At 37.0% G+C, this 26,661-nt stretch carries 22 protein-coding genes and 1 pseudogene; 2 read left to right on the forward strand and 21 right to left on the reverse strand.

From position 1 onward, the window contains the following. The first annotated feature begins 395 nt into the window (after nucleotides 1-395). Nucleotides 396-1,997: an alpha-glucoside-specific PTS transporter subunit IIBC gene (locus tag BM012_RS09665; protein WP_061804304.1), complete on the forward strand. Its 1,602-nt coding sequence runs from the start codon at nucleotides 396-398 to the stop codon at nucleotides 1,995-1,997. Between the two features lie 72 nt (nucleotides 1,998-2,069). Here the strand turns inward: BM012_RS09665 and BM012_RS09670 are convergent, their stop codons facing one another. Genes BM012_RS09670 through hpaI form a run of 12 tightly spaced genes read right to left on the reverse strand, consistent with a single transcriptional unit; the run spans nucleotide 2,070 to nucleotide 13,952 of the window. Then, the gene (locus BM012_RS09670; RefSeq protein ID WP_061804303.1) at nucleotides 2,070-2,459 is read right to left on the reverse strand and encodes a 5-carboxymethyl-2-hydroxymuconate Delta-isomerase; all 390 of its coding nucleotides are present in this window, start codon (nucleotides 2,457-2,459) and stop codon (nucleotides 2,070-2,072) included. A gap of 27 nt (nucleotides 2,460-2,486) precedes the next feature. Continuing rightward, the gene (locus tag BM012_RS09675) at nucleotides 2,487-3,284 is read right to left on the reverse strand and encodes a fumarylacetoacetate hydrolase family protein (protein WP_061804302.1); all 798 of its coding nucleotides are present in this window, start codon (nucleotides 3,282-3,284) and stop codon (nucleotides 2,487-2,489) included. Beyond that, on the reverse strand, nucleotides 3,281-4,066 hold the full coding sequence (locus tag BM012_RS09680) for a fumarylacetoacetate hydrolase family protein (RefSeq protein WP_061804301.1): 786 nt from the start codon (nucleotides 4,064-4,066) through the stop codon (nucleotides 3,281-3,283). Before BM012_RS09680 ends, BM012_RS09675 begins: the two co-directional genes overlap by 4 nt. 38 nt (nucleotides 4,067-4,104) lie before the next feature. Then, nucleotides 4,105-5,667, reverse strand: coding sequence for a solute symporter family protein (locus BM012_RS09685; RefSeq protein WP_061804300.1), 1,563 nt, complete (start codon nucleotides 5,665-5,667; stop codon nucleotides 4,105-4,107). Beyond that, complete coding sequence (locus BM012_RS09690) at nucleotides 5,657-6,007, reverse strand: DUF485 domain-containing protein (RefSeq protein ID WP_061804299.1); 351 nt, start codon at nucleotides 6,005-6,007, stop codon at nucleotides 5,657-5,659. Before BM012_RS09690 ends, BM012_RS09685 begins: the two co-directional genes overlap by 11 nt. 40 nt (nucleotides 6,008-6,047) lie before the next feature. Beyond that, a complete protein-coding gene (locus tag BM012_RS09695) occupies nucleotides 6,048-7,487 on the reverse strand; it encodes an aldehyde dehydrogenase family protein (RefSeq protein WP_061804298.1) in 1,440 nt (479 codons plus the stop codon). Between the two features lie 31 nt (nucleotides 7,488-7,518). After that, nucleotides 7,519-8,415: a hypothetical protein gene (locus tag BM012_RS09700; protein WP_061804297.1), complete on the reverse strand. Its 897-nt coding sequence runs from the start codon at nucleotides 8,413-8,415 to the stop codon at nucleotides 7,519-7,521. A 17-nt stretch (nucleotides 8,416-8,432) separates the two neighbouring features. Beyond that, nucleotides 8,433-8,906: a flavin reductase family protein gene (locus BM012_RS09705; protein WP_061804296.1), complete on the reverse strand. Its 474-nt coding sequence runs from the start codon at nucleotides 8,904-8,906 to the stop codon at nucleotides 8,433-8,435. Nucleotides 8,907-8,921: 15 nt separating this feature from the next. Next, nucleotides 8,922-9,905, reverse strand: coding sequence for a 3,4-dihydroxyphenylacetate 2,3-dioxygenase (hpaD, locus tag BM012_RS09710; protein WP_061804443.1), 984 nt, complete (start codon nucleotides 9,903-9,905; stop codon nucleotides 8,922-8,924). A 22-nt stretch (nucleotides 9,906-9,927) separates the two neighbouring features. Further along, complete coding sequence (hpaB, locus tag BM012_RS09715; RefSeq protein ID WP_061804295.1) at nucleotides 9,928-11,400, reverse strand: 4-hydroxyphenylacetate 3-monooxygenase, oxygenase component; 1,473 nt, start codon at nucleotides 11,398-11,400, stop codon at nucleotides 9,928-9,930. 57 nt (nucleotides 11,401-11,457) lie between these two features. Further along, on the reverse strand, nucleotides 11,458-12,972 hold the full coding sequence (gene hpaE / locus BM012_RS09720; protein ID WP_235606153.1) for a 5-carboxymethyl-2-hydroxymuconate semialdehyde dehydrogenase: 1,515 nt from the start codon (nucleotides 12,970-12,972) through the stop codon (nucleotides 11,458-11,460). A gap of 50 nt (nucleotides 12,973-13,022) precedes the next feature. Next, entirely contained in the window at nucleotides 13,023-13,952 is a 930-nt protein-coding gene (gene hpaI / locus BM012_RS09725; protein WP_061804294.1) for a 2,4-dihydroxyhept-2-ene-1,7-dioic acid aldolase, read from the reverse strand. A 198-nt stretch (nucleotides 13,953-14,150) separates the two neighbouring features. Here hpaI and BM012_RS09730 point away from each other — a divergent pair, with 198 nt between their 5' ends. Next, nucleotides 14,151-15,032 carry a LysR family transcriptional regulator gene (locus tag BM012_RS09730; RefSeq protein ID WP_061804293.1) on the forward strand — a complete coding sequence of 294 codons (882 nt, stop codon included), beginning with the start codon at nucleotides 14,151-14,153 and terminating at the stop codon, nucleotides 15,030-15,032. Nucleotides 15,033-15,121: 89 nt separating this feature from the next. On the opposite strand, the gene BM012_RS09735 is transcribed toward BM012_RS09730, so the two are convergent. The 9 genes and pseudogenes from BM012_RS09735 to BM012_RS09775 form a co-directional block, all read right to left on the reverse strand. Then, nucleotides 15,122-16,255, reverse strand: coding sequence for a class II histone deacetylase (locus BM012_RS09735; protein WP_061804292.1), 1,134 nt, complete (start codon nucleotides 16,253-16,255; stop codon nucleotides 15,122-15,124). Nucleotides 16,256-16,448: 193 nt separating this feature from the next. After that, a complete protein-coding gene (locus BM012_RS09740) occupies nucleotides 16,449-17,828 on the reverse strand; it encodes an aminotransferase family protein (RefSeq protein WP_061804291.1) in 1,380 nt (459 codons plus the stop codon). A gap of 46 nt (nucleotides 17,829-17,874) precedes the next feature. Further along, nucleotides 17,875-19,263 (reverse strand): APC family permease, encoded by a 1,389-nt coding sequence (locus BM012_RS09745; protein WP_061804290.1) that lies wholly within the window; start codon nucleotides 19,261-19,263, stop codon nucleotides 17,875-17,877. Between the two features lie 130 nt (nucleotides 19,264-19,393). Further along, nucleotides 19,394-20,863 (reverse strand): aldehyde dehydrogenase family protein, encoded by a 1,470-nt coding sequence (locus BM012_RS09750; protein ID WP_061804289.1) that lies wholly within the window; start codon nucleotides 20,861-20,863, stop codon nucleotides 19,394-19,396. A gap of 243 nt (nucleotides 20,864-21,106) precedes the next feature. Then, on the reverse strand, nucleotides 21,107-21,913 hold the full coding sequence (locus BM012_RS09755) for a helix-turn-helix transcriptional regulator (RefSeq protein WP_061804288.1): 807 nt from the start codon (nucleotides 21,911-21,913) through the stop codon (nucleotides 21,107-21,109). Between the two features lie 319 nt (nucleotides 21,914-22,232). Next, nucleotides 22,233-23,054, reverse strand: coding sequence for a helix-turn-helix domain-containing protein (locus BM012_RS09760; RefSeq protein ID WP_061804287.1), 822 nt, complete (start codon nucleotides 23,052-23,054; stop codon nucleotides 22,233-22,235). A 121-nt stretch (nucleotides 23,055-23,175) separates the two neighbouring features. Then, nucleotides 23,176-23,739 carry a GNAT family N-acetyltransferase gene (locus tag BM012_RS09765; protein WP_139210325.1) on the reverse strand — a complete coding sequence of 188 codons (564 nt, stop codon included), beginning with the start codon at nucleotides 23,737-23,739 and terminating at the stop codon, nucleotides 23,176-23,178. Nucleotides 23,740-23,966: 227 nt separating this feature from the next. Further along, a complete protein-coding gene (hmpA, locus tag BM012_RS09770) occupies nucleotides 23,967-25,187 on the reverse strand; it encodes an NO-inducible flavohemoprotein (RefSeq protein WP_061804285.1) in 1,221 nt (406 codons plus the stop codon). A gap of 458 nt (nucleotides 25,188-25,645) precedes the next feature. Continuing rightward, a pseudogene (locus tag BM012_RS09775) lies at nucleotides 25,646-26,388 on the reverse strand (SDR family NAD(P)-dependent oxidoreductase). Nucleotides 26,389-26,661: the final 273 nt, after the last annotated feature.

Raw genomic sequence — 26,661 nt, forward strand, 5'->3', positions numbered from 1 at the left:
CTAGGAATTTTCCCACCAACGATAGAGTTACTCCATGAACTCTACAATTTGAAAGGCATCAACAGACCATTCATAGTTGTGAAATGCTTAGTAGAATAAGAGTCTTTCTTTTCTAATGTCTTTCTCCATATCACTTCTCTCCCTTTAGTTATAAAGAAGAGAAAATTCTCACCCTCTGTGAAAAATCACAATAATAGTGATTGTGACCAGTTTGCTTTCGAATTATTGCTGAAAGGAAAATATATGTGTGAAAATAAGGAAAACGTTCCCTACTATGGAGGAGGAAATCGTATGTAATCAAAATATCATTGAGAAAGCAAGACCTTATCTGTTTCCTATGATTTTTAAGCATTAAGGAATTATTTTTCGTTATATGAATGAGGAGGTTTTATTTTATGATGAAAGCGGTTCAACGCTTCGGTGGAGCAATGTATGTACCCGTTATGCTTTTTTCTTTCGCAGGTATAGTAGTTGGGCTAACTATTTTACTTCAAAACCCTCAGATAATGGGTAATCTTGCAGATCCCGATGGTCTTTTGTATAAGTTTAGTTATATCATTCAAGAAGGTGGATGGACGGTATTTAGACAAATGCCAATTTTATTCGCCATCGGAATCCCAATCGCCTTAGCAAAAACAGCTCAAGCCAGAGCCTGCATGGAATCACTTGTTGTATACTTAACATTTAATTATTTTGTAAGCGCTATCCTGACCCTTTGGGGAAACAAATTCCGTGTCGATATGAATGCCGATATTGGTGGTGTAAGCGGACTAACGGAAATAGCCGGTATTAAAACATTAGATACAAGTATTATAGGATCTATTTTAGTCAGTTGTATTGTTGTTTATATTCATAATCGTTATTTTGATAAAAAACTGCCCGATTTTCTAGGAATCTTCCAAGGCTCTACTTATGTTTTTTTTATCTCATTTTTTGTAATGCTTCCACTTGCATTTATTGTTACATTTATTTGGCCCATTATTCAGGGAGGCATAGCATCTTTACAAGGTATTCTCGTATCTTCAGGCGTTTTTGGAGTAGGTTTGTACACGTTCTTGGAACGAGCTTTAATTCCGACTGGCTTACATCACTTTGTGTATACTCCATTTATTTATGGACCAGCTATAGTAAACGGTGGGATTAACACGTATTGGATAGAACATCTAAACCAATATGCTTCTAGTGCGTTATCATTGAAAGAACTCTTTCCTCAAGGAGGATTCGCTCTTCATGGGAATTCAAAGATATTTGGTGTTTTGGGAATTGCGTTGGCTATCTATGCAACGGCAAAACCAGAGAAAAAGAAGGTAGTTGCTGGGTTACTGATACCAGCTACCTTAACGGCTGTTGTTGCCGGTATAACAGAACCTATTGAATTTACTTTCCTCTTCATTTCTCCCGTTCTATTTATTGTACATGCTTTTTTAGCAGGGATAATGGCAGCTACTATGTATGCCTTTGGTATTGTAGGAAACATGGGCGGGGGAATGATCGAAATGGCAACTCAAAACTGGATACCACTCTTTCATAATCATTGGATGACCTATGTAACACAATGGATGATTGGTCTTTCCTTTACCGCTATTTACTTCTTTATGTTCCGTTACTTAATTGTAAAGCTGAATGTAGCAACACCAGGTCGTGAAAAAGAAAATGGAACCGATGCCAAACTCTATACGAAGAAGGATTATAAAGCTCAAAAACAACATGGTTCAAATAAGGATGCTGCCCCTACAGATGCTTATTCTAATCAAGCTCTGCTTGTACTCGAAGCGCTAGGTGGAGCGGATAATATTGCAGATGTAACAAATTGCGCAACCCGCTTGCGCGTTAGCGTTATTGATGAAACAAAAGTACAAGCAGACGCTACTTTTCGTGCCAGTGGTGCCCATGGCATTGTTCGAAAAGGAACAGCTATTCAGGTGATTATAGGCCTTTCTGTTCCTCAAGTACGAGAGAGAGTGGAGAGGTTTATTACCAAAGCTAATGCTCAGTAAGTTTTTCTATATATAAACGTGAAAAAAGCCGCACCATTTTGAATGGTACGGCTTTTTTGTCTATGTTTTAAATTACAATTGCTTGAAGCGGTCATGTATATTATTTTGTTTATACGTTCCCCCTTCACTGAACTCCATTAATTCCATTGAAAGGGCTAAGTATCTTTTTTCAAACAAACAAGCGAAATGTTCCTTCATCACTTGAAAAAGTTCATCACATACTTTATCTTTCTCCAATGAAGAGCGCCCAGCCCCAATCTTTAAAGTAGCATGTACAAATGCATCATCTTCTTTTCCGTCAGCTATCCTATAATGTTTAAGTTCCACGGCTCTTGAACGGATTCCTCCGACAGGAAAGGTACCATTTTGCGCTATAAGTGTGCTATTCACTTTCTCGAGTAATTTTAGAATATCTGTTTCTTCCTTTATATTATCTGTGTACTCCACAATAAAATGAGGCATCTTTTCCCTCCTCTAAATAAATGGCTATCAGTTATGATTCACAGTACTTTCCTTAACATCCACTTTACTCTTTCTATTAAATTTAGAATCACCAACAATCATATTTTCTAATCTTCCAATCCCTTCAATTTCTGTCACTACTTTATCCCTTGCTTTAACCCCTTTAAGGCCCTCTGGTGTCCCTGTTAAAATAATATCTCCCTTATCCAAAGTCATAAAACTGCTTAAGTATTCAATCAATGCCGGAATGTCAAAAATCATGTCCTTCGTTGTTCCTTCTTGGGTGAGTTGATCGTTAATATAAGTACGTATTTGTAGATTCATGGGATCTTTGATATCTTCTCTATCAGTCAGCCATGGTCCAATAGGCGTACATGTATCCCGATTTTTCACCCGTAAATTCGGACGATAATAGTTTTCAAGATAATCGCGAATCGCATAATCATTAGCAATGGTGTACCCTTCCACATAATGATAGGCATCGTCGCGCTTTACATTTCTAGTTTTTCGACCTATTACGACTGCAAGTTCACATTCATAATGCATATAGTCAACACCGTCCGGACGATGTGTTTCCGCTTTATGTCCGACAAATGTGTTAGGACCTTTTAAAAAGACAAGAGGTTCTTCTGGAGCATTAAACGCGAGTTCTTTGGCGTGGTCCGCATAATTGAGACCTAAAGCAAAAACGGTGCGAGGCTGAACAGGTGGCAACCAAATAACTTCGTCTTCTGACACAAGCCGTCCGTCATTTAAACGTAGTAAACCGTTTTCTTCAACAGCATCATGTACCCCACCACTATAAGCTATACGAGCTCTCTTCATACCTTTCCTCCTAACTTCACTTCATCCTCAGCGACAATTTGATTTTCCAAAAAACCCACTTGATCTATTTCAATTCGAACATAATCCCCTTTTTTAGCTATTGGAGCATTTTCAGGAATCCCTACAAGAAGGACATCCCCTTTAGCCAATGTCATAAATTCGGTTACATCCGCTATTAAATGTTGGATTGGGCGAATGAGGTTACTTGTTGTATTTTCTTGTTTTAATTCGCCATTGATATATACTCTTATCCCTAAATGATCCGGATTTTTAACTTCACACTTCTGCACAACCCAAGGACCAACAGGACAAAAACCGTCGCGAGCTTTTTGCTTTATTGCTGGTCGGTATATACTTTCATGAGGAACACTCACATCGTTTACAATTGTAAATCCTTCTACATAATTCAAAGCTTCGTTTATTGAGACATTTGTTGCCTGTTTTCCTATGACAATTCCAAGTGATGCTCCTATTTCTAATTCATCTATATCTATGGGGCATGGAATAGGCATACAGTGTCCAATCACTGTATTCGCTGGTTTAATATACATTATCGGAGCTTTTGGAGGTTTTTTATAAGGAGCCTGATGTATAGCCTCTCCTAATGAGCTTAGGGCACCTTTATAATTTAGTAATGTTCCATAAATTGTCCCACTTGTTGGAGCATCAAGAACTAACCCTTTTGTTTGATCGAATATAGCACTGGTTCCTGTATAGCTTGGATCTATTGCTGTTTCTTCCGTATACGAAATTCCATGCCTTTTCATCTGTACGTTACTCATCTTGTCACTCCTCACATAAAGTATCTTATAGCTTGTTTCTAATGATCATTTACGCCTTTTACATCTACGCCTTTTACATCGTTTCCTGTATTTGATTTCACTAAAATTTCATCAAAATCCCCTGTTTCCTTTCTTGTAGAAAGTACGGTACCTAGATAAGCGCCTAAGAATCCAAGTGGAATAGATACAATTCCTGGAGAGGTTAATGGAAATAAGGGTTCTCCAACAAATAGAGAGGCTCCTTTTATTGGACTCCATATACTTGGGCTTAATGAAACTAAAAGAAGTGTTCCTATTAATCCAACAAGAATTCCTGTGATTGCACCATTTATATTGAAACGCTTCCAATAGACTGTAAACAAAATAACAGGTAAATTAGAGCTAGCTCCTACTGTTAAAGCAAGCGAGGCTAAAAAAGCCACATTCATATTTTGGACAAATAAAGCTAGGATAATAGAAAGAACGGTAATTACAATAGAGGCAATACGAGCCATCTTCATTTGTTGACCTTGTGTTGCCTTTCCATTTTTTAGAATTTCATTATAAAAATCATGTGAAAAAGCGGTTGCTCCCGTAATAACAATGCCTGCCACTACGGCTAATATCGTTGCAAATGCAACAGCTGAGATAATAGCAAATAACGTTTCTCCTCCAAGCATTTCTGCTAATAAAGGAGCTGCCATATTTCCAGCAGAGTTCGCCGCCATAATTGTATCCACTCCTACAAATCTAGCAGCAGCAAATCCTAAGAAAATAACCATAATATAAAAGAGGCCTATAATCCACATGGAATAGACAACAGACTTTCTAGCAACTTTTGCATCTGGAACAGTCAAAAATCTGCTTAATACGTGAGGCAAACCAGCTGTGCCAAGAACTAAACCAAGCGTTAGTGAAATAGCATCAAGCCCATTTGTATACTTTGCCCCAGGATTTAAATAGGCTTCTTTAAGTGGTGTGGCTGTTTTCATTTCTTGGAATATACGAATAAAATTAAAGTCAAACTTACTCATGACAAGGATAAAGATAAAAATCGTCCCGCCCAAAAGAAGAAAAGCTTTTATAATTTGTACCCAACTTGTCGCGGTCATACCTCCGAAGAGAACAAATGTAAGCATAACAATCCCTACGATAATTACGGAAAGTTCATAGTTGATATCTAATAAAAGTTTAAATAAGGCTCCAGCCGCTACTAGTTGAGCTAGCATATAGAAGATAGATATCGTTAATGCGTTAAAAGCCGTTACTGCTCTTATTTTTTTAGATCGAAAGCGCTCTGTAATCATGTCAGCTAGCGTATACTTTCCTAAATTGCGCAGTGGTTCTGCAACAAGCAACAATACGACAAGATAAGATACAAGTGCTCCGTACATCAGAAAAAGGCCGTCATAGCCAAAAAGGGCAATAGCGCCAATTAGACCTAGAAAAGAAGACGCAGACATAAAGTCTCCTGCAATAGCAAAACCGTTTTGCCACCCTTTTAATCCACCTCCAGCTGTATAAAAAGAACGAGCATCCTTCGTTTTTCTAGCTGTGTAAAAGGTGATCAAGAGAGTGATAAAAACAACTAAGAGAAAAAGTGCGATAACTTTACTGTCCATCTCGCCCCATCTCCTTCTCTTCTGCTTCTAGCACATCTTTTGCGATTTGATCAAATTGGGCTGCTTTCTTTATATATAAATGACAAACTCCCCATGTCATGAAAAACTGGGCAAAGGCAAAAGCCCAGCCCCATGAGAAAGGCTCAATGAGCGGTTTTGTTAGAATATCAGAATAAAAAGCTAATATAGGAAGTAGTAACGAGAATGCGAGAAAAAAAACGGTAGTGAACAACGTGAATCTCTTTTTAGATTTTATTAATTTTTGAAAAGGAGATGAAACTACCATTCTTTTATAATTAAGCGAAACAGGGGTTTCCGCTGCTTCTTTCTTCAATTCCATCTTAACTTCCTCCCTTAATTCTACTTTCCGTTTTTATAAACTAGGCTTGATTAAAAATAACTAGCTTTAATTCCAGCATTTCTTCCATTGCATATTTTATTCCTTCTCTTCCCGTACCGCTTTCTTTCACCCCTCCGTAAGGCATATGGTCTACACGAAATGTGGGGATATCATTAATAAGAACGCCTCCAACATGAAGCTTATCAGCCATCTTTAAAGCTGTATGAATGTTCTCTGTATAAATCCCAGCCTGTAAACCATATTTAGAATGATTGACTTCTTTTGCTGCTTCTTCCATTGAAGCCACCTTATTTATCACAACAATTGGAGCAAAGACTTCTTCACAGGAAACTTTTAAAAATGATTTGGCATTTAAAACAATCGTTGGGAGTAAGGCATTTCTTTTGGTTTCTCCCCCAAATCTGATTTCAGCACCTTGTTCCTTAGCCTCTTTTAACCAGCTCAGTGTACGCTTTATATCATTCTTAGAAATGAGAGCTGACACATCTGTTTCTTCATCTAATGGATTTCCAACCTTTAACTTTCGCGTTTCTTTTACGAATTCTTCAACAAACTCTTCATAAATGTTCTCATGAACGTAGATGCGTTGAAGAGAAATACAAACTTGTCCTTGAAAAGAAAATGCACCTTTGACACAACGAGAGGCTGCTTTTTTAATTGGGACTCCTTGATCAATAACAACGGCCGCATTTGAACCTAGTTCAAGCGTCACACGCTTTAGACCTGCTTTATTACGGATACCAAGTCCAACACTGGGACTTCCTGTGAAAGTTATGGCAGCAATCCGCTGATCCTCTACTAATTGACCACCAACTGTTTTGCCACTGCCTGTTATAATGTTTAGAGCACCTGCTGGGAGACCTGCTTCATGAAACAAATCTGCTAAAAAATAGGAGGAAAGAGGAGTCTGTGATGCAGGCTTGAGCACAACCGTATTTCCAGTAGCAATTGCGGGTCCTACCTTATGAGCAACTAAGTTCATCGGAAAGTTAAAAGGAGTAATAGCTCCAATAATGCCGATAGGCTTCTTTACCGTATAGGCAGTTCGATTCTGTCCTCCTGGAGCTGCGTCAAGGGGTAAAGTTTCCCCATAAATCCGTTTTGCTTCTTCAGCTGCAAATTTATACGTATGAATGGTTCTCTTTATTTCCTCTCGTGCTGCCGTAATAGGTTTTGCTGCTTCATTTGCAATAATTGTGGCTGCCTCTTCTTGGCGTTCTCTAAGCAACTGAACGACTTTCTCTAGAATGCTAGCCCGTTCATATGCTGGCATTGCCGCCATTTTCTCTCTTGCACGATCAGCAGCTTCTATTGCCATCTCAATTTCTTTTTCGCTTACTACTGGAATTTCAGCAATTACTTCATCAGAATAAGGAGATTTTAAAAGTCTATACTCCTCTGCTTCTTGCCAGACTCCGTTAATATATAACTCTCTTCTTAATTTAGTTTGCGTTGCCACGTCTAAGCCCCTTTCTTAAGGTTGTTTTGGATTAAATAACAAGCTCATCCCTTTGTATATATTTGTTCATATCATTCAGTTTGTTTGGCTCTCCTTTTATAAAATCGAGCCAACTTATGTTTACGGACTTAAAATCCTCTTTACAATCACATTTTTTCATTTGAACTAATAAAGAAGCTCCATTTTTGTTTATAAACATTTGATGGCAGACTCCCTCATAAGATGAATCATTAACCTCTACTTTCACTTTATATAATCCTGGCTTAGGCAATCTGTACTCTCTATCAACATGAATCTCCATAAAAATATTATTTTGACCAACATGGGAATAGTAGAGAGGTGTTCCTTGAACTTGATAAGGGCGCCCAAGGTAGCTTGGTATATCTCTCACTCGTCCATGTGCAAGCAACCCTCTAATAGCTGTTGAACTAATTTTTTCATAGTGATGCTTCACTTTCGAAATCACGGTCACCTCGAATTTACCCGCGCCATGCCCTACCATTGTTTCCATGTTCCCTTTTCCTTTCGCTCCATAGCAGTAATCAAACCCTGCTACAACGTGCTTACATTTAAAACTACATATATATTCGTCTACAAATTCCTTAGGAGAGAGAGCAGAGAAGTCTGGAGTAAACTCGACAATAAATAACTTCTCCACCCCTAATTCTTTAAAACCTTCTTCTTTTACTTTTAGTGGCGTTAAATATTTCATTGGCTTCTTTTCCGGAAATAAAATGTCTTTTGGATGGGGGAAAAAGGTCATAACGCCAAACTTCAATTGCTTTTGCTTTGCTATCTGTTTAGCCTTCTCTAAAATTGCTCGGTGACCGACATGAATCCCATCAAAGAAACCAAGTGCTAAAACACAAGATTCCCGATTACAAACCGTTGTTTTTTCCATTGGGTAGCGAAGATGAATGGTTTCCATTCTGCCCTCTCTCCTTTTTAAGTTAACTGTGGGGTCGTTAGTCTACTATACTTTCCTTCGTAAAAAGCAAGTGGTTTTCCATCACGAAAGATAACATCCTCAACTTCTCCGATAAATAGCGTATGATCGCCTGCTACTTGGCTTCCATATACAGTACAAATAATGTTTGCTAAAGACTCTTTTATAACCGAATTTCCATTCCTCTTTTCAAAGGAAACGTTCTCTTTATCACTTGATTGGCCTGCGAACAACATGGATACTTCCTGCTGTTCCTCGGATAGAATGTTAACGGAAAAACACCCTGATTTTTTAATTTTGGAGAGCATTTTTGCTTTTTCATCTATCGAAATCAAAATGAGAGGCGGGTTAAGCGAAACAGACATAAAGGCATTTGCTGTCATCCCATGAACTTCTCCATCTATATCGGTTGTAATAACCGTAACGCCTGTAGCAAATTTCCCCATTGCATTTCGAAATGTACGATTATCCATTACAAGTCCTCCCTCTTAGATCACAAACTCTGGTTTTCGTTGGGCAAGGTTTGGTTGTTTTGTTGAGATTTCTTCATTTGTTTCAATATCTAGAAAAGGTGACGTTTCATTAAACCAGCTAGCTGGTGCTTTCGCTCCCCAGAATGTTTGGCGTCTAGGATCATTTAAGTCCCAACGCACAGGTTCAAAGTCGTTATCACTTGTCAAATAGTCCCCATTGTAGAGTTCAATACGATAGCCGTCTGGATCTCTTAAGTAAAGGAAGAAGGCATTAGATAAACCATGACGAGCTGGTCCTCTTTCAATATTTTCAGCATATCCTAGTGAAGCAAGAACATCACAACAATGAATCAGAGCTAATGGATCTGGAAGCCAATAAGCAAAATGATGAAGTCTTGGACCTTCTCCATTCATAAATGCCTGATCATGCACAGTTTGCTTACGATGTAACCAAGCAGCCCAAATACGATCTTCTTCTGTTGTTGTATATTCTGAACAAGCAAAGCCAAGTTCGTTTATGAAAAAATCATACGCTTTCTCAACATCCGGAACGGCACAGTTCACATGATCAATACGCTGAATACGAGCACCACTGTATAAATCATAGCGCTGGATTAATCGTTCCGCTTTTTCAATTTCGCAAAAGAATTCAAGTGGAATTCCTGAAATGTCATGGACATGTAATGCTCTTCCAAGGGCATGTTGTTTCCCTTTTTCTACCCATTTTGTTTTTAAACCTTTTGACTTAAAGAGCTCTTCAATACGCTCTAAATCTTCCTCTTTCTCGACCTTATATCCAAGTGCTTGTACCCCTAGCTTTTCAGATTTCTTCAACACTAAACTGTGATGAGTATGCTCTTCAAGCCCTCTCAAATATACACAATCATCCTTAGTTTCTGTTTCAATCATTCCTAGAGCTTTTACATAGAAATCTTTAGAACGATTCAAATCTTTAACGTTAAGTACAGTTCTTGCAATTCGAATAATATTAAATTTTATCACCTTTATCCCCCTCTTACCCTTATTTACTTTCTACAACTTCTTCTGAGCGATTTAGAAATTCTTTTACACGACCCACATACTCTTGCTTGTCATATCCGTTATAGAGGGCACTTGCCATACGAACTGGATCGCCAAAGAAGAAACGTTCGTAAAGTGTTTGACGTGAACCAAATGCACTTATACATATATCCCATGCAAGACGATACAGTTTCACTCGGCTGTAAGCGTCTCCATTTGCAGCTTGAAGATACTTATCGAGATCTGAGCGAATAGGGGAATGAAAATCTGCTTCATTCGGAATAGCCATCAAACCGCTCGCTCCCATCAATTGCATAATTTCAGTAAAGCGAGGATACAATTTCGGAAAATAGTGACGAGCAACATTTAAAGGCGCAAACTCTGGCGTCATTGTGCCCCATTGGTCCATTTTGGCATTAGCTTCTGAAGCTGTTACATACGCTTTCATTGTTTCGAGTCCAATAATCACTTCTGAAATTTTTTCTTGAATATGCTGATACTGTCCAATATTGATTGTTTCTGCCATAAGTTGAAGAGTGCCAAGAATAAACTCTGTTTTAGCAATATTTTTAGATACAACTTGGTGGGTCATATGAACAACAGCATTGCTAGCATTATAAGCCTCATTACACGTGTCTACGTCTCCTAAAGAAAACACGCGATCCCAAGGTACGACTACATCATCAAACACAACAATCGTATCCATTTCTTCAAAACGTGAACCTAATGGATGATCAAAATTTGATTTACCATAATCAAAAGATTCACGACAAATGAATTTTAACCCAGGCGTATTATTAGGAATTGAAAATGCATAGGCATATGGATTTTCTTCTTCTGATTGTTTCAATAATGTAGAAGGAAAAACCATAATTTCATCAGTGATTCCACCTTGGGTAGCCAGTAAACGAGCTCCTTTAATGATGACCCCTTCTGACGTCTTTTCTTTAATTCGCGCTGCGATGAACGGATCAGGAAGTTGGGCAGTGTTCACTCCTCTATTTACTTGAGGATTAATTAAAGTATGGGTTAAAGACAAATCTTGTTCCCGGCAATATTCAAGGTAATTTTCCATGTTTCTCGCATACATTTCGTCTTGTTTTCCAAACATAGCGGCAGCGGCTCCATATGCCATCATGCCAACATTAATGTAGTCTGGAGAACGTCCCATCATTCCATTATTGTATCTGGCCCATTCTTGCATCATTTTACGTCGCATTTTTAAATCTTCTTTTGTTTTTGGCTGCATGAACGAAGTTCCAATTCGATTTCCTGTCATTGGTGAAATATACGTCATATAGTCTTTTTTATCTCGGTCATGCTGCATATCATACAGCGCCGCCTGTGTTTTCATCACTCCTTTAAAAGCTGGATGCTCAGATACATTTCCTGTTACTTGTTCTCCATTAATCCATACGTTTGCTTTTGCCTTATCAACGCGTTCAATATATTGTTTTCCTGTTTTAGCTGGCATCTCTTTTTCCCCTTTCATGCATCTCTGTTAGTTCCACTGCTATCATATTGATGTTCATCACTTTCCAAATTGAGGGATATGATGATTACCAATAGCTACATGAATAACTTTTGGTTCAGTATAAAATTCAAAAATAGCGTAATGTCCTCCCTCACGACCAATACCACTATCTTTCGTTCCTCCAAATGGAATGCGAAGATCGCGAACATTTTGTGCATTGATCCAAAGCATGCCTGCTTCAACTGCTTGTGCAACTCTGTGGGCTCTTTTAATATCGTTTGTCCATACGTATCCAGCTAGACCATATCTCGTGTCATTTGCTAGAGAAATAACTTCTTCCTCTGTTTCGAATTCAATAACAGCCATAACAGGTCCGAAAATTTCATCCTGACATACTTTCATATCATTTGTTGCATTTAATAGAAGAGTTGGTGGAACAAAGTTACCTTCTTTTACTTCTTCTGGTACAGTTCCTTGAACAACTTCACAACCTTCTTCTTTCGCAATCTCAATATAGCGTTTTACTTTATTGAAGTGATTTTTTTCAATTAAAGGTCCAAGCTGTGTAGAAGGATCCATCGGGTCCCCAATTTTAATATTTACTACACGTTCTTTTAATGCTTTAACAAATCTATCTTTTATATTTTTGTGAAGAAACACGCGTGAGTTCGCTGTGCAGCGTTCACCATTAAAAGAAAAGATTCCCCAAACAGCTGCATCAAGTGCTTGATCAAAGTTTGCATCATCAAATACAATGAGAGGAGACTTACCTCCAAGTTCCATGGATGTTTTCTTTAATGTATCCGCTGAATTTCTTATAATTGTTGCCCCTGTTGTCGTTTCTCCTGTAAACGATATAGCTTTTACATCTGGATGAGCAACAAGAGCAGCGCCAGCACTCTCTCCAAATCCATGTATGACGTTAAAAACGCCTTCTGGTAACCCGGCTTTATGAATGATTTTGGCTAACTTATCTGCTGTTAGCGGAGATAACTCTGCAGGTTTTAGAATAACGGTGTTTCCTGTTGCGAGAGCTGGTGCTACTTTCCAAGTTTCGAGCATAAATGGAGCATTCCATGGTGTAATAAGTCCAACAGGTCCAAGCGGTTTATATAATGTATAATTAATAAACTCGTCATCTACCGGGTATGATTCGCCATGTAATTTTGTTTGAACTAAGCGGGCATAGAAGCGAAAATTTTCTGCAGCACGAGCCGTCATTTTCTTTGTTTGGCTAATAGGAAGACCTGTGTCCATAGATTCTAAGAAGGCAATCTCTTCAATATCTTCATCAATTAAATCTGCAATTCTATTAATATACTCCATTCGATTTTGGACTTTCATCTTTCCCCATGAACCTTCAAAGGCTTCTTTAGCCGCTGCTACCGCTTTATTTATATCTTCCTCTTGCCCAGATGAAACAGTGTTAATAACTTCATTTGTAAATGGATTTGTATTCTCAAATGTTTCTTTAGAGCTTGTTTCTACGAATTCACCGTTAATATAGAGTTTTACACGTTCAACATGCACATCTTTCATTCTTGTCGTAGTAATAGCTGTCTCGTTTCTCATCTTTTCACATCCTTTATATCATTTCCTTGTTGCCTTTTAATTCATTTATTTTACTCCGCTGTGACTTTATCAAGTTCAACATAGTGCTGTAGGACTTCACGAATCTCATCTTGAAGTTCCTGTGTCGGCAAATCCATCGGTAAACGAAGAATAGGTTTAATTCGGCCCATCATCCCTAGCGCTGCTTTTAATGGAGCTGGGTTCGTATCTTTAAAAAGAACATCATTTAATGGCATTAACTCATAGTGGAGATTTGCAGCTCGTTCTACATCGCCTTCTTTCCATGCGTCATAAACTTCTGCCACTTTTTTAGGTTCAACATTTGCTGTCGCACTGATATAACCAGCTCCCCCAATTGCAAGCATTGGATAGCAAAGTAATTCAATACCTGAGTAAAGAAGAAAGTCTCTTCCACATTCTAATAACACACGATTAACATGCTCAAAATCCTTGTTTGATTCTTTAACGCCAATAATATTAGGGCAATCTTTATTTAATTTGGCTAGTGTCTTTACTTCCAAATTCACTGAGGTTCTTCCAGGAATGTTATAGACGATAATCGGAAGACTCGGTACTGTATCTGCTACTTTTTTGAAATGTTTGTAAAGAGCATGTTGAGATGGTTTGTTGTAATAAGGAACGATAATAAGTACCCCGTCTACTCCCTTAATCTCACTTGCTCTTTTTGTTAAATAAAGCGTTTCCTCATGATTTGTAGATCCTGTTCCAGGGACAAAAGGAACCCGACCATTAATGGCTTTAGCTGCTCGCTCTATCACCTGAATTCGTTCCTCGATTGTTAAAGAGCTAGGTTCTCCTGTAGTTCCCGTAACAGAAATACCATGGCTTCCACTTTCAATATGCCAATTAATAAGAGATTCTAGCGTCTCAAAATCAACAGAACCGTCTTCATTAAATGGGGTAATAATTGGAGCAATTGATCCTCTTAATTTTTGTTTCACCTGTTCGAATTTTGACATCGTTTTTTCTCCTTCTTTCCTGAATTTTTTAAGCAATTACTATTACACCTACAAAATAACTAAAAATTAAAAATATTTAGAATTTTATATTGGTATCGCTTACAAAAATAATGTATCATAATGTCAGATATATGAAAATTACTTAAAAAATTGGTTTTCCATACGAAAAAAGTATACCGAAACAAGGAGGATAAGCTTATGGACTTAAGACAGCTCCGCTACTTTACTGCTATTGCTGAGGAAAAACAAATTACAAGGGCCGCTAAGAAACTACATATGGCGCAGCCCCCTCTTAGTCATCAGTTAAAATTGCTTGAACAAGAATTAGGTGTTTTACTATTAGAACGTAACGGAAAGGAAATGGAACTTACAGAAGCCGGAAAAACATTGTATAAACGCGGCAAAGACCTTATTGAAAAATTAGAAGAAATCAATGTAGAAGTTCAAGAAACAGGAGAAGGACTTAGAGGAATATTGGCTTTTGGGACTGTAAAAACATGCTTTTCTTATTTATCAGAAAGAATCCGTCTATTTAGAGAGCAATATCCTCTAGTAACCTATAGAGTACTTGAGGGAGATTCCTATGAACTTACCAAATATCTGCAAGAAAGAAAGATTGAATTTGCAGTTGTTCGCTTACCGGTAGATATGGAGAACTTTTCTTTTCTGCCTTTACCAAAAGAAAAGTTTGTAGCCATTGTTCCCGAGGATTTAGAGGTGCATTCATCACTTTCATTAAAAGAGGTTGCTAAAATGCCTCTTATGTTATTACACCGTATAGATGGAACAGGGTTGTATGAACTTGTAATGGAGGCTTTTATGAAGAACGATTTAAAACCTAATATTGTATGTGAATGTGCAGATGCTGCTATCCTTTTATCTCTCGTGAAATCAGGCTCTGGCATTACCTTACTCCCTGAATCAACCTTATCCTCGTTTCCTTTAAACGGATTGAAAATCATTAAAGTTAATGACTGTGTCATTGAATCAAAAGCAGCTGTAATTTGGCTAAAAGATCGTTACATATCTAAAAGTGCCAAACGTCTTATTGAAACGTTTAATGAAACGTTTAATGTTTAGTAGCGAAGAACTTTAAGTCCATCAAAAAGCACTAAAGCACTGGTGTTAACTATTAACCCCAGTGCTTTTTAACATCATAACTTTATATTTTATACTCGGGATAAATTCTCAAACTTCCAAAATGGAGATTGTATCTCTATTATTTGTTGGATAGCTTGCTTTTGGTGAGGTGCTAAAATATTTGTAGGAAGTCCTTTTATTGTTTCATAATACGGGTCTTCTCTTACTTCACTTTGTAACCCACTTATCCCTTCTATAATTTTTAGCGTGCAAATTGGCACATATGCTGCACTATATCCTCCTTCATGACATAGAACTAAACGTCCCTGACAAAGACGCTTGGCTAATTCTTTTATGGCAATAGCCATTTCTTTAAAGCCTTCTGCTGTTACCATCATTTGGGCTAGAGGATCAAAGACGCTTGCATCTTGACCAGCGGCTACAAGGATAATCTCTGGTTTAAATTGTTCTGCTATCGGACTGATAATCTTCTCTATAGCATACAAATATCCCGCATTTCCTGTTCCAGCAGGTAGGGGAATATTAACATTAAAACCTGCCCCGCTATCTTCCCCAACATCCTCAGCATAACCTCTATTAGACGGAAAATTATATTCTTGATGAAGGGAGATTGTTAATACTTCTGGATCATTATAAAAAGAACTCTCCGTCCCATTCCCATGATGAACATCCCAGTCTATAATTAAAACTCTCTTCAAGTTATATTCTTTTTTTGCGTAATGGGCAGCAATGGCTACATTATTAAAAAGACAAAACCCAATACCTTTATCCCTTTCAGCGTGGTGTCCCGGTGGTCTTGTGAGAGCATATACATTTTGAACTTCACCTTTCATCACTGCATCAATCCCTGAAATCACTCCTCCAGCAGATAATAGGGCTATTTCATAAGAACCTCTCCCTACAATTGCTAATTCTCCTGCATCTCCTCCCTCAGTACGACTTAAGTATTCTACTCGATCAATATAAGAACGAGCATGATTCCATTCTACTTCTTTCCTTGTAGCGGAACGAGGCTTTAAAACGTGCAGTTCTTCTATAAATCTACTTCTTTCTAAAAGATTCTTCACTCTCCTTTTACTTTTCGGACTTTCCCCATGTTCATCAGCCTCAATCCATCCACCTGGTGGCAAAAAAAGCGCTCCATTTCCTGTATCATGCCAGAAATAGCTTTCATCACAAATAAACCCCATTTTATTCCCCATTTTCATTCCTCCCATATCTCTTAAAGAAGCGGTGTACAATCACTTCTTCTTTTGTATTTTTTAACTTTGATTTGGCTGTGTCATAGATAACTTGATATGAAGTGGTTTTTTCACCCTTTTCCCTCTCTCATGACAAGTAAAGGGAAGCCTAGAAATTTTAGCTCCCCCCCCGATGCCATGTTTATTCATAAACTTAAATTTGTTCTTCAAATCTTTTAAGTGCTTTATCCATTCTGCTAATGATTTCTTCCACTTGTTCACTCGTAATAATAAGCGGTGGTGCAAGGGCTACTGTGTTTGTCCCTTTCCAATCAAAATAACGTAGCTGTAATCCTAGCTCCATACAAATATCTGTGTATTGTGCTGCAGCATGTTCAGATGGGGCAAATGGAATACCACTCTCTGGGTCTCTAAATAGCTCTATCCCCGCTAAAAGGCCAAGACCTCTTACTTTCGTTACATGTTTATGATTTTTTTCTAAATATTGAAGACCTCTTAATAACTCTTCGCCACGCATTCGACTATTTTCCACAATGTTGTCTCTATCAATCATTTCAATCGTTTTTAATCCGACTGCACAAGCAACAGGATGACCGCTATATGTGAATCCGTGAAACATCATCTCATCAGATTGCACAAACGCTTCCCTAACATGTTCTCTCATAATGACGGCTCCAAGATGAGCATATCCACTTGAAATTCCTTTTGCTACACAAAGAAAATCTGGTACTACGTTCCAATGATCTACACCAAACATTTTTCCAGTACGCCCAAATCCGCAGATTACTTCGTCAGCAATCATTAAGATACCATGTTCATCACAAAGTTTACGTACTGCTTCAATATATCCTTTAGGAGGAAATCTTACTCCTCCTGCTCCTTGAATTGGTTCGATAATCACGGCAGCGATGGTATCTGCTCCCTCTGCTTCTATCGTTCCTCTAATAGAGCGTGTATAGTTTGGATCCGTTTTATCTCCAAGTTCAGCTTCTACTGCATGAGCTGCGGCTTTAAGAAAGTTTGGAGCATTGGAAGTTGTAAACTTTTGAAATCCTTCTATCCCAGTAGCACTTGTAGCACCTACTGTAACCCCATGGAATGATTGATCTAGGGAAATAATCTTTGTACGCTCTGGCTTTCCTTTCACTTTCCAATAGAAACGAGCTAACTTGAAAGCTGTATCATTAGATTCTGATCCTCCTGATGTAAAGAAACAAACATTTAAGTCCCTAGGTGCCATTGAAGCCACTTTTTGAGCTAAAAGAATAGCTGGTTCGTTTGATTGTCCACTAAATGAAGAACTATAAGAAAGTTTTAGCATCTGTTGCTTAGCCGCCTCAGCTAACTCTTCATTTCCGTATCCTAAATTTACATTCCAAAGCATAGACACACCATCAATTCGTTCTTTACCTTGTAAATCTTTAAGATACACTCCACGACCCTCCGAAAAAATAGTAGGGGGACCTGATAGGTAATGTGCTTTTGGGGGAGTAGTTGGGTGCAAATAATGTTTCTTATCAATCTCTGCTAATTCGGAATGTGTAAAAGTAGAACCTTTCGATAATTTTTGCATACGTATTCCTCCTAAATTATATTAATGGGGAAAAAATCCCCTGTTCTCACTTAGGACCTCCATCAATTGTTGCTTCCTCTTTATTAGATAAGAAGGCTTTGAATTCTTTTGAGGATGAGGATCGAACAATAAGATAAATAAAACCTAGACCTAACCACAAAAGGCCTACTGTTTTCCCAGCTGTCGAAAGTCCCCATAAAATATAGAGACACACGATGGTTCCTAATGATGGAATTATTAAATATTTCAATACATTTCTTTGCTTATTTTTTATATAGTAATGGTTAATCACACATATATTGACAAAGGCAAACCCTAATAATCCACCAAATGCGACAAGATCTGATACCAATTGCATATTTAGCGATAGAGCCCCTATGATGCCAGCTATAGACATTAAAAGAATGTTATTAACCGGTGTTTTATATTTCGGATGGATATACCCAAAAAACTTCTTTGGCATGACATTATCACGCCCCATTCCTAAAAGTAAGCGACTTGAAGCTGATTGACTCGCCAATGCACTCGCTACCCCAGAAGCTATAATCATTACTGTAATAAAGGTCTGAAGAAATAGACTACCAATAGTATCGAGTATGTTAAAAAAGGCTGTATCCGGGTTCTTAATCACTGTATAATGGCCTACTATAATCACAGCTAAATAGGTTACTGAAACATAAAATATAGTTTGAATAACACATGTGAACACGATAGCTAACCCAATCTTATTCCCGCCTACACTTGTTTCTTCTGCTAATGTTGTAATAGCATCAAATCCAAGATAAGCAACGATAACGATAGCAGATCCGCTAATAATAGCGCCAATAGAGAAATGGCTGGGATCATAGATCGCCTCAAACTGAATAAGGGATAAGTTTCCTGTTACAATATAATGGCCTGCACTTATAAGAAAAACTAAAACAGCCAAAATCATTAAAAGGACTAATACTGTATTTACTTTAGCAGCAACTTCAACACCCATTATATTTACTACTGTAATAGGAAGGGCAAAGATAAGGACCCATGCCCAAATCGGAATACTTGGCACAAGAGCATGTGCAAAATTAGAACTAATAAGAAAGGTAAGCATAGGAATTAAAAGATAATCAAGTAGCATTCCCCACCCTGCAATAAAACCTATCTTAGGATGAAGAGCATGCTGGGCATACGTATAAGTAGAACCAGCTACAGGATATGCTTCTACCATCTTTCCGAAACTGTAGGCTGTAAATAACATAGCAACAAATCCAATAATATAAGAAAGCACTGAATGTCCTTCGGAAATGGCTGTTATAATTCCAAATAAGGACATCGCTGCTACTGGAGCCATGAATCCTAGGCCAAAGATTACTAAATCTCTTAACTTTAATGTTCGATTAAGTTCAATTTTATTTGGACGAAAGTCTATGTCATGTACTGATTTCTCTGTCTCCAATCTTCTCCCCCTTTCCAAATAGCCAATAAAAAGATCGAATTCTTACTACATCTCTTTTTCTCAAAATATAAAACTTCCGTCATTCTTTCCTAATAGAGTTACAGGAAGAATGAGGTGTTCATGTAGAAATTCAGCCACCATACCAGTTCATTGCTCTCTCATTTAAATCCACCCAAACGTGTTTTGTTTGAGTATACATTTCTAGAGCTTGCACTCCTAATTCGCGTCCAAATCCACTTTGTTTTGTTCCTCCAAATGGGGCACCACTATCCAGAAAGCTATACGCATTGATCCAAACTGTCCCTACTTTAATTCCACGTGCCATGCGATGTGCACGTTTTAAGTCATTTGTCCAAACTCCGGATGCTAATCCATAAATGGTTTCATTTGCTTTTTGAAGGGCATCTGCTTCGTCACTAAATCGGATAATTGAAGCTACTGGTCCGAAGATCTCTTCTTTAGCAATAGTCATTTGGTTTGTAACATTTTCAAAAACTGTTGGTGTGAAGTAGTATCCATCCCCAGCTCTTGTAAAGCGTTCTCCTCCCGTTACTAGATTGGCCCCTTCTTCTATTCCTATTGATACATACTTTTCAATTTGTTCCAGCTGTTTATTTGAAACTTGAGGACCCATTTGGGTTGTTGAATCAAGCGGATTTCCAACGCGTATAGATTGGGCTTTTTTAACAAAGCGTTCTATAAATTCATCATAAATTGAATCTTGAACAAAGATTCTGGATCCAGCTGCACATACTTGTCCTTGGCCGAAATAGATTCCAAAAGAAGCCATATTTATCGCATCTTCTAAGTTTGCATCATCGAATATAATATTTGGTGATTTCCCACCAAGCTCTAATGAAATAGGTTTTAAATTTTCACTTGCTGATTGCATAATAAGTTGGCCTGTACGCGTCGAACCTGTAAAAGCAATTTTATCAATTCCAGGATGAGAAACTAGAGCATTACCTGCTGTGTGACCGAACCCTGGAACTACATTAATGACCCCATCCGGAAGACCCTCCTCTTGGAATATCTTCACTAACTCCAAAATGCTAACTGGTGTTTGCTCTGCTGGTTTTATCACAATTGTATTTCCCGCTGCAAGAGCAGGAGCGACTTTCCACATTGTAAGCATGAGCGGGAAATTCCATGGAACGATTGCTCCGATAACGCCTAAAGGTTCTCTTAATGTATAATTAAATCGGTTCATCGGAGAGGCCAATGTTTCTCCACTTAGCTTATTCGCCATACCCGCATAAAACTCTAAAACATCAATTGTCGCTGGGATCTCAATCAGTTTAGTCTCATTAATAGGCAATCCGTTATCTGCTGATTCTACTTCAGCAAGAAACTCCGCTTTCTCCCTCATTTTTAAAGCAACTTTATATAATAAGCGTCCCCGTTCACTTGGGTCCATTCTTGCCCAAGGACCATTTTCAAATGCTTGCCGAGCTGTTTTAACCGCATATTCTACATCTTCTGTTCCGGCCTCTGCTACAATAGCATGTACTTCCCCAGTCCCAGGATTAATAGATTCAAAGCTTCTACCTGATATGGAATCAACCCATTTTCCATCAATAAACATCTTATAATATTTCATATCCCAATATCCTTTCTACTGTAGTCTATAGAGTAACTCTCTACTAACCTCGCTCTAAGTAATTCCTCCTCCGTGTGGTTTAGCTTATAAGTCCCTTCCAGTAATTAAAGGTTATCAAGACACAACTTAAATTTATTGGATAAATCGGAACAATCAGAATATTTATTGGAGAATAATATAAAAAAAGCATTCTTTATAAGCAAAGAATGCTTTTTCCTATAAATCTCTTTATCATATTCCTTCCTATCTTCTTCCAGTAAGCTTATATGGGGTTATATATCCAAAATCCTTAAATTCATTAATGAGGTGGGACTGATCATAATATCCATTCTCATAAATAACATCATTTACTGTGTAATGGTTATTATTTAACAGCATATTTAATGAACATTGAAACCTGATAATTTTACTAAACAGTTTTGGAGAAATGCCAATGTGAGTTTCAAATTGTTTACGCAAATATCTTGTTGAATAGCCTATTTCATTTGCTAATTGATTCATAGATATATTCCCCCTCGTTGAGTAAAGAAAATGTATAGCTTGCTCCACAGGAAAAGATGTATGAAAATCAAGTAAGATATTTCTCAACGTTTTATTAAATATATCTATCCTCTTTATAAAGTAATCTTCTTTTACAATTCTTTCTACAATTGTATTATCCATTGAAATAAGCTCAATTAAGGGAAGCTCTTGATCATGCAGTTCCTTTAAAGTATAGTCCATTTTTTGAATATGATAGAGATACGGAATTCTAATACCAAAGTAAGTCGTATTTGGGATCAGATTTATACACTTACTTTTACTAACATTCCCACAAACCTTTGCACCTGGTAAGCGTTCATCACAGCTAATTAAAATATCAATACATCCATCTGGAACAACCGTAACTTTCTCTTTTATATCTCTCACTTTAAATTGATAGAAAATGAGAATAGGCTCATTCTTTAAACCTTTCTCCCTATGTTCCACATAATACTCTGTGTAAGATTTAAATTCAGGTTGGGACGGTAAATAGCTATTATTCTTTACGTTAGGTAAACAAATCACCATATATATCTCCTTTAAATATTTAATGGGATATTAATCATAAATGGTTATGTAACTTTTCATCTCTTAATAAGATACAGTTCATCCCTTAGTGCTGGATAAACATCGATTATTTACGCCTAAAAGAAAACGCTTACATTAAAATGCATATTATTTCAACTCTAAAATGAATCTCTTCATATAAAATTGAAATAACAAGGTTGTATATGTATCTCTTGTACCTATATCCAACTTTATTGTATATATTATATAGATTCTTCTAAATAGTCTCAAGTATTTGTCAGAATATTCTCTCTTATAAGCCCATATCTTAATCCCTATGCTACATAACCCATGCTTTTCCCTTCGTAATGGTGTCCATTAGCTGTCTTGGACTGTAATAACTAAATTTTTTATATTCATTAATTAAATGCGCTTGATCATAATATCCACTTTCCTCAATTATATCCCATATTGAATAATTTTTATCGTTCATAAACATAGACAGAGAACATTGAAAACGAACGATTTGTGAAAATAACTTAGGAGAAATTCCGATATCTTGTTCAAATTTTTTACGTATATATCTTGTTGAGAAACCTGACTTCTGAGCTAAATCGTTCATCGTGATATTTCCTCTACTTAAATGTATGCTATATAAGGCATTCCTTACAACGGAAGAATAACTCTTTTCATTTAAAAATATGGTGCCGATTGTTTCTTGGAATCGCTGTATTCTTCCTTCAAATGAAGGGATATTGGCTAATTGATGCGCAGGATCGTCTAATAACAATAGATCCTTTATCGGAATTTCACACTCAACTATATCCTTCATAGAACAATTTAAATTCAAAGACTCTCGTCCTGCAGGTAACCTCACACCAAAGTATTCTGCCCCTGGAACAAGTTGGATTTCCTTACTTCTAAGAACACTTCCACAAACTTTTCCATAAGGGGCTTGAGGCACACAAGTAAACAAAATATCTATACATCCGTCAGGAATCACCATCATTGAGTTAGAAATAGAATCGCACTTAAATTGATAATACAAATAATACTTGTTTCTCTTCTGATCAAACTCTCTCTTTTCTATATAATAAGCTGTCTTCATTTTAAACTCGGGTTGTAAAGGTATGTGAAAACTCCATTTTTTTCTGTTACTCATACTACGTCCTCTCTTTCTTTGTTCCTCATCTGTATAAAATAATATTAGATAGTAACATTATGAGAGCAAGTAGGTTTCAAATCTTCTTTTTTGTTAAATTACTTTACACTATATATTTTAATCATCTACTAAATATAATTGACATATCATTTGTGCGTTTTTTCCAAATCATATGGTCACTTCCATCTCCCCAGTAATCCTTCAACAAATAATGAGGTTCTCCTAATTTTTTCTTCCATATTTTCTGTGCATTGATGTATCCGCTATCCAAACAAAATTCTTTAATTTCCCTATTCTGCAAAGTAAGAATCATTACATTTAAGAGTAAAGTTCCTATACCCATTCCTTGATAAGTAGGATGAACAAATACTGTTCCTATCTCATTCCATTCTTTTAATTCTCCATCTGTACAACAATTAATCAGATCACTAGCAGGACCGTATTCAATAGTACCAATAACTTGATTATGCTTTTTATCTAGAGCTATTAGAAAATATCGATCCTTTCCATAGCTATCAAAGTCACATTCTAAGTATCTTTTCTTATCTTTAATTTCATTTTCCATATCCTCAAGTAACTCTGATAAACCTTCTTTGGCAAATGTATCTTGAATGACTGTTCTAAAAAATTGCTGGATTTCCTCAGTATCTTCCATTCGTGGCCTCCTAATTTCAACCTTATACACTTAAAATCACTCCTTACTATTCTAAAATCACCTTTTCAATTCAGTTGTCATACTTTTTATTTCGTTAGTTCCATAGCAGCTACATAGTTAGCCATGCTCTCTACAATTTTACTGTTCTAGCAGCATATAAATACAATATATCGAAAAAAATTTCTTTGTTTATTAATCCTTGCTTAAAAATAAAGAAAAAGCTCAAAAAATAATTTGAGCTTCTTCAGGAGGATCCGTCATTCTTCTTCGAAAAGTGCTACAGGACTAAATGCTTCATAATGAATATTTTCTTTTGATACACCCCATTTTACTAATGCAGTTAGAATAGATTCCATAAAGGGAATGGACCCGCACAAGTAAAATAAGGATTCTTTTGAAGGAACGGTAGATTTTAATACGTCTAGATCAATGATCCCTTCTTTATCAAAATCATGCCCAATCCGGTCCTCTTTATTAGGAGAGCTATAACAAATAAATGACTTAACGTTTGCTTGATTCTCAGCTAATTCTATTACATGTTCTTTAAAGGCATGTGTTTTACTATTAATGGCTCCATGAATAAAAGTCACTTGACGTGTAGATTGTGTCTCAACTAAAGTATTCAACATGCTGAGTACGGGCGTAATCCCAATCCCTCCGCTTATCAACACAACCGGTAATTCACTATGATCAAGAACAAAATCTCCTGCTGGAGCAGAAAACTCCAATTGTTCTCCAGTCTGTACTTGGTTATGCAAATAGTTTGAGACAATCCCGTCCGGACTATTATCATGAGCATCTTCACGTTTTACACTGATTCGGTAATACGGTTTTCCAGGAGATTCTGAAAGACTGTAGTGACGAATATGAGTATACTTTTCACCTGGTATCGTTGCTTTTAGCGTCAAATACTGTCCAGCTTTATAAGAAGCAATGGCTTTTCCATCAGCAGGTTTTAAATAAAATGATGTGATATTATCGCTTTCTTCAACTTTCTTATCTACGTAAAAACTTCGATATCCATTCCACCCGCCAGGCTGACTCTTTGTTTCTTCTTCAAGGTTCTTTTCAAGATTAATGAAAGCATCAGCAATATATCCGTAGGCCTTTCCCCATGCTTCAATAATTTCATCAGAAGCAGCATCTCCTAAAACATCTTTTACTGCTTGAAGTAAAGTCTCCCCCACAATGGGATACTGCTCTTCTTTTACCCCTATGGCACGGTGTTTCTGAGAAATTCTTTCGATTACAGGCTTGATAGCCTCTAAGTTTGTAATGTGTTCTCCTGCAGCGTAAACCGCATATCCTAACGCTTCCTGCTGAATCCCGCGTTTCTGATTTGTTTGATTAAACATATTGTACAAATCAGGAGCTTTTTCAAATAGTAACTCGTAAAACCTTTTTCCAATTTCTTCACTATGTTCTTTTAACACCGGTACTGTTGATTGAACAATTTCAATTGTTTTAGGGTCAAGCATTTCGTTTCATCCACCTTTTATAATTTATTGGGATAAACTATAGCGTTTATACGATTTAAGTTGGGTATATGTACCAATTGATATTATGTTGTACAATAACTGTTATACCTATCCATACTAAAGGATATTCTGTTTCCTCGTATTCAAACTAGGGTAGTGAATTAGATCTGCTTGGTTACGTTTTTTCAATCTTTCTAGATTTTGTGGCAATAAATAATCCATTCCCAGGATAATAGGTAATTATTTATGCTCTCTTACTTTAATGGCAAGTTATAACTGTCCTATAACTTAAATAGCCTTCTATCATCCAAATGATAGAAGGCTATTTAAAGTTAGCTAATTTGTCCACTATATGCGACATATTTATCCTTTTTATTATTCATCAGACTTTTAAGAAGTCCACTATTATATATTGAACAACTCGTAATAATAAAAAGAATCGAGTTGTTATAAAAGTCTTATTTGGCTGTGTATCCACCGTCAACAAGAAGTGTTGTACCTGTCACAAAGTCATTTTCAGCTAAGAATATAACAGCATGTGCAATTTCCTTTGGTTCACCTAGTCGACCAATAGGATGTTTGGCTACTAGACCATCATAGTACTCACCCATTGCCTCTTTGTTCACTAGTCCAGATTCAATAAATCCAGGAGCTACAGCATTTACTCGAATATTCCGATCCGCATATTCTAATGCAACGGACTTTGTTATTAAATTAACAGCACCTTTACTTGCAGCATATGGAATAGAAGTTGGTTCACCAACTGTGCCCAAAATAGAAGAAGTGTTAATAATAGAACCGCCACCCGTTTTAAGCATTTCACGAAGAGCGTATTTAATCCCGTAAAAAACACCATCTTGGTTCACAGAAATCACTCTCTTATATTCTTCAGCCGTTAATTCGTGAGTAGGTGTTTGAACACCAACCCCAGCGTTGTTAAAGATGATGTCTAACCCTCCAAAATGTTTGACGGTTTCAGAAACAAGATTTTCAACTGATTGCTCATCAGCCACATTAACTGTGATAAATAAAACATCCTTATATGTTTTTTCAACCCTTTTTCGACGCTTACTCCAGCTTCATTATTGTAATCCCCAATAACGACTTTCACTCCTTTTTCTAGAAAAGCTTTAGCAGTAGCTAATCCGATACCAGAAGCACCACCCGTTACAATTGCAACTTTGCCATCTAAGTTTGTCATAATCTAATTCCCCCTTGAAGTAATAAAAAGGATTAACAAGCTCTTCATATTTTTTCTTATCTTCTCTGTTTTATACTTAGACCCTGAGAACCAAAACAAAATAGAAAATATAATCTCTGCTACCATTTTTGAAAAGTGCTAGAGAAGCTACATGATCACTTCCCTCACTATTTCTGGTGACAATTTTCACTTTATTATCACAAGCAAATTAGTTGCTTTGGCTAATGGGAATCTAAGAAGGGTAGGTTCCATTGCTTTTCCGAGAAAAATACT

This window comes from Priestia endophytica DSM 13796 (assembly GCF_900115845.1).
GTDB classification, from domain to species: Bacteria; Bacillota; Bacilli; order Bacillales; family Bacillaceae_H; genus Bacillus_I; species Bacillus_I endophytica.

Excerpts from the sequence above, each read along its gene's own strand:
- BM012_RS09665 (WP_061804304.1), top strand. The coding sequence starts at position 396 with ATGATGAAAGCGGTTCAACGCTTCGGTGGAGCAATGTATGTACCCGTT.
- BM012_RS09670 (WP_061804303.1), bottom strand. The coding sequence starts at position 2,459 with ATGCCTCATTTTATTGTGGAGTACACAGATAATATAAAGGAAGAAACA.
- BM012_RS09675 (WP_061804302.1), bottom strand. The coding sequence starts at position 3,284 with ATGAAGAGAGCTCGTATAGCTTATAGTGGTGGGGTACATGATGCTGTT.
- BM012_RS09680 (WP_061804301.1), bottom strand. The coding sequence starts at position 4,066 with ATGAGTAACGTACAGATGAAAAGGCATGGAATTTCGTATACGGAAGAA.
- BM012_RS09685 (WP_061804300.1), bottom strand. The coding sequence starts at position 5,667 with ATGGACAGTAAAGTTATCGCACTTTTTCTCTTAGTTGTTTTTATCACT.
- BM012_RS09690 (WP_061804299.1), bottom strand. The coding sequence starts at position 6,007 with ATGGAATTGAAGAAAGAAGCAGCGGAAACCCCTGTTTCGCTTAATTAT.
- BM012_RS09700 (WP_061804297.1), bottom strand. The coding sequence starts at position 8,415 with ATGGAAACCATTCATCTTCGCTACCCAATGGAAAAAACAACGGTTTGT.
- BM012_RS09705 (WP_061804296.1), bottom strand. The coding sequence starts at position 8,906 with ATGGATAATCGTACATTTCGAAATGCAATGGGGAAATTTGCTACAGGC.
- hpaB (WP_061804295.1), bottom strand. The coding sequence starts at position 11,400 with ATGCCAGCTAAAACAGGAAAACAATATATTGAACGCGTTGATAAGGCA.
- hpaE (WP_235606153.1), bottom strand. The coding sequence starts at position 12,972 with ATGAGAAACGAGACAGCTATTACTACGACAAGAATGAAAGATGTGCAT.
- hpaI (WP_061804294.1), bottom strand. The coding sequence starts at position 13,952 with ATGTCAAAATTCGAACAGGTGAAACAAAAATTAAGAGGATCAATTGCT.
- BM012_RS09730 (WP_061804293.1), top strand. The coding sequence starts at position 14,151 with ATGGACTTAAGACAGCTCCGCTACTTTACTGCTATTGCTGAGGAAAAA.
- BM012_RS09735 (WP_061804292.1), bottom strand. The coding sequence starts at position 16,255 with ATGGGGAATAAAATGGGGTTTATTTGTGATGAAAGCTATTTCTGGCAT.
- BM012_RS09740 (WP_061804291.1), bottom strand. The coding sequence starts at position 17,828 with ATGCAAAAATTATCGAAAGGTTCTACTTTTACACATTCCGAATTAGCA.
- BM012_RS09750 (WP_061804289.1), bottom strand. The coding sequence starts at position 20,863 with ATGAAATATTATAAGATGTTTATTGATGGAAAATGGGTTGATTCCATA.
- BM012_RS09755 (WP_061804288.1), bottom strand. The coding sequence starts at position 21,913 with ATGGTGATTTGTTTACCTAACGTAAAGAATAATAGCTATTTACCGTCC.
- BM012_RS09760 (WP_061804287.1), bottom strand. The coding sequence starts at position 23,054 with ATGAGTAACAGAAAAAAATGGAGTTTTCACATACCTTTACAACCCGAG.
- hmpA (WP_061804285.1), bottom strand. The coding sequence starts at position 25,187 with ATGCTTGACCCTAAAACAATTGAAATTGTTCAATCAACAGTACCGGTG.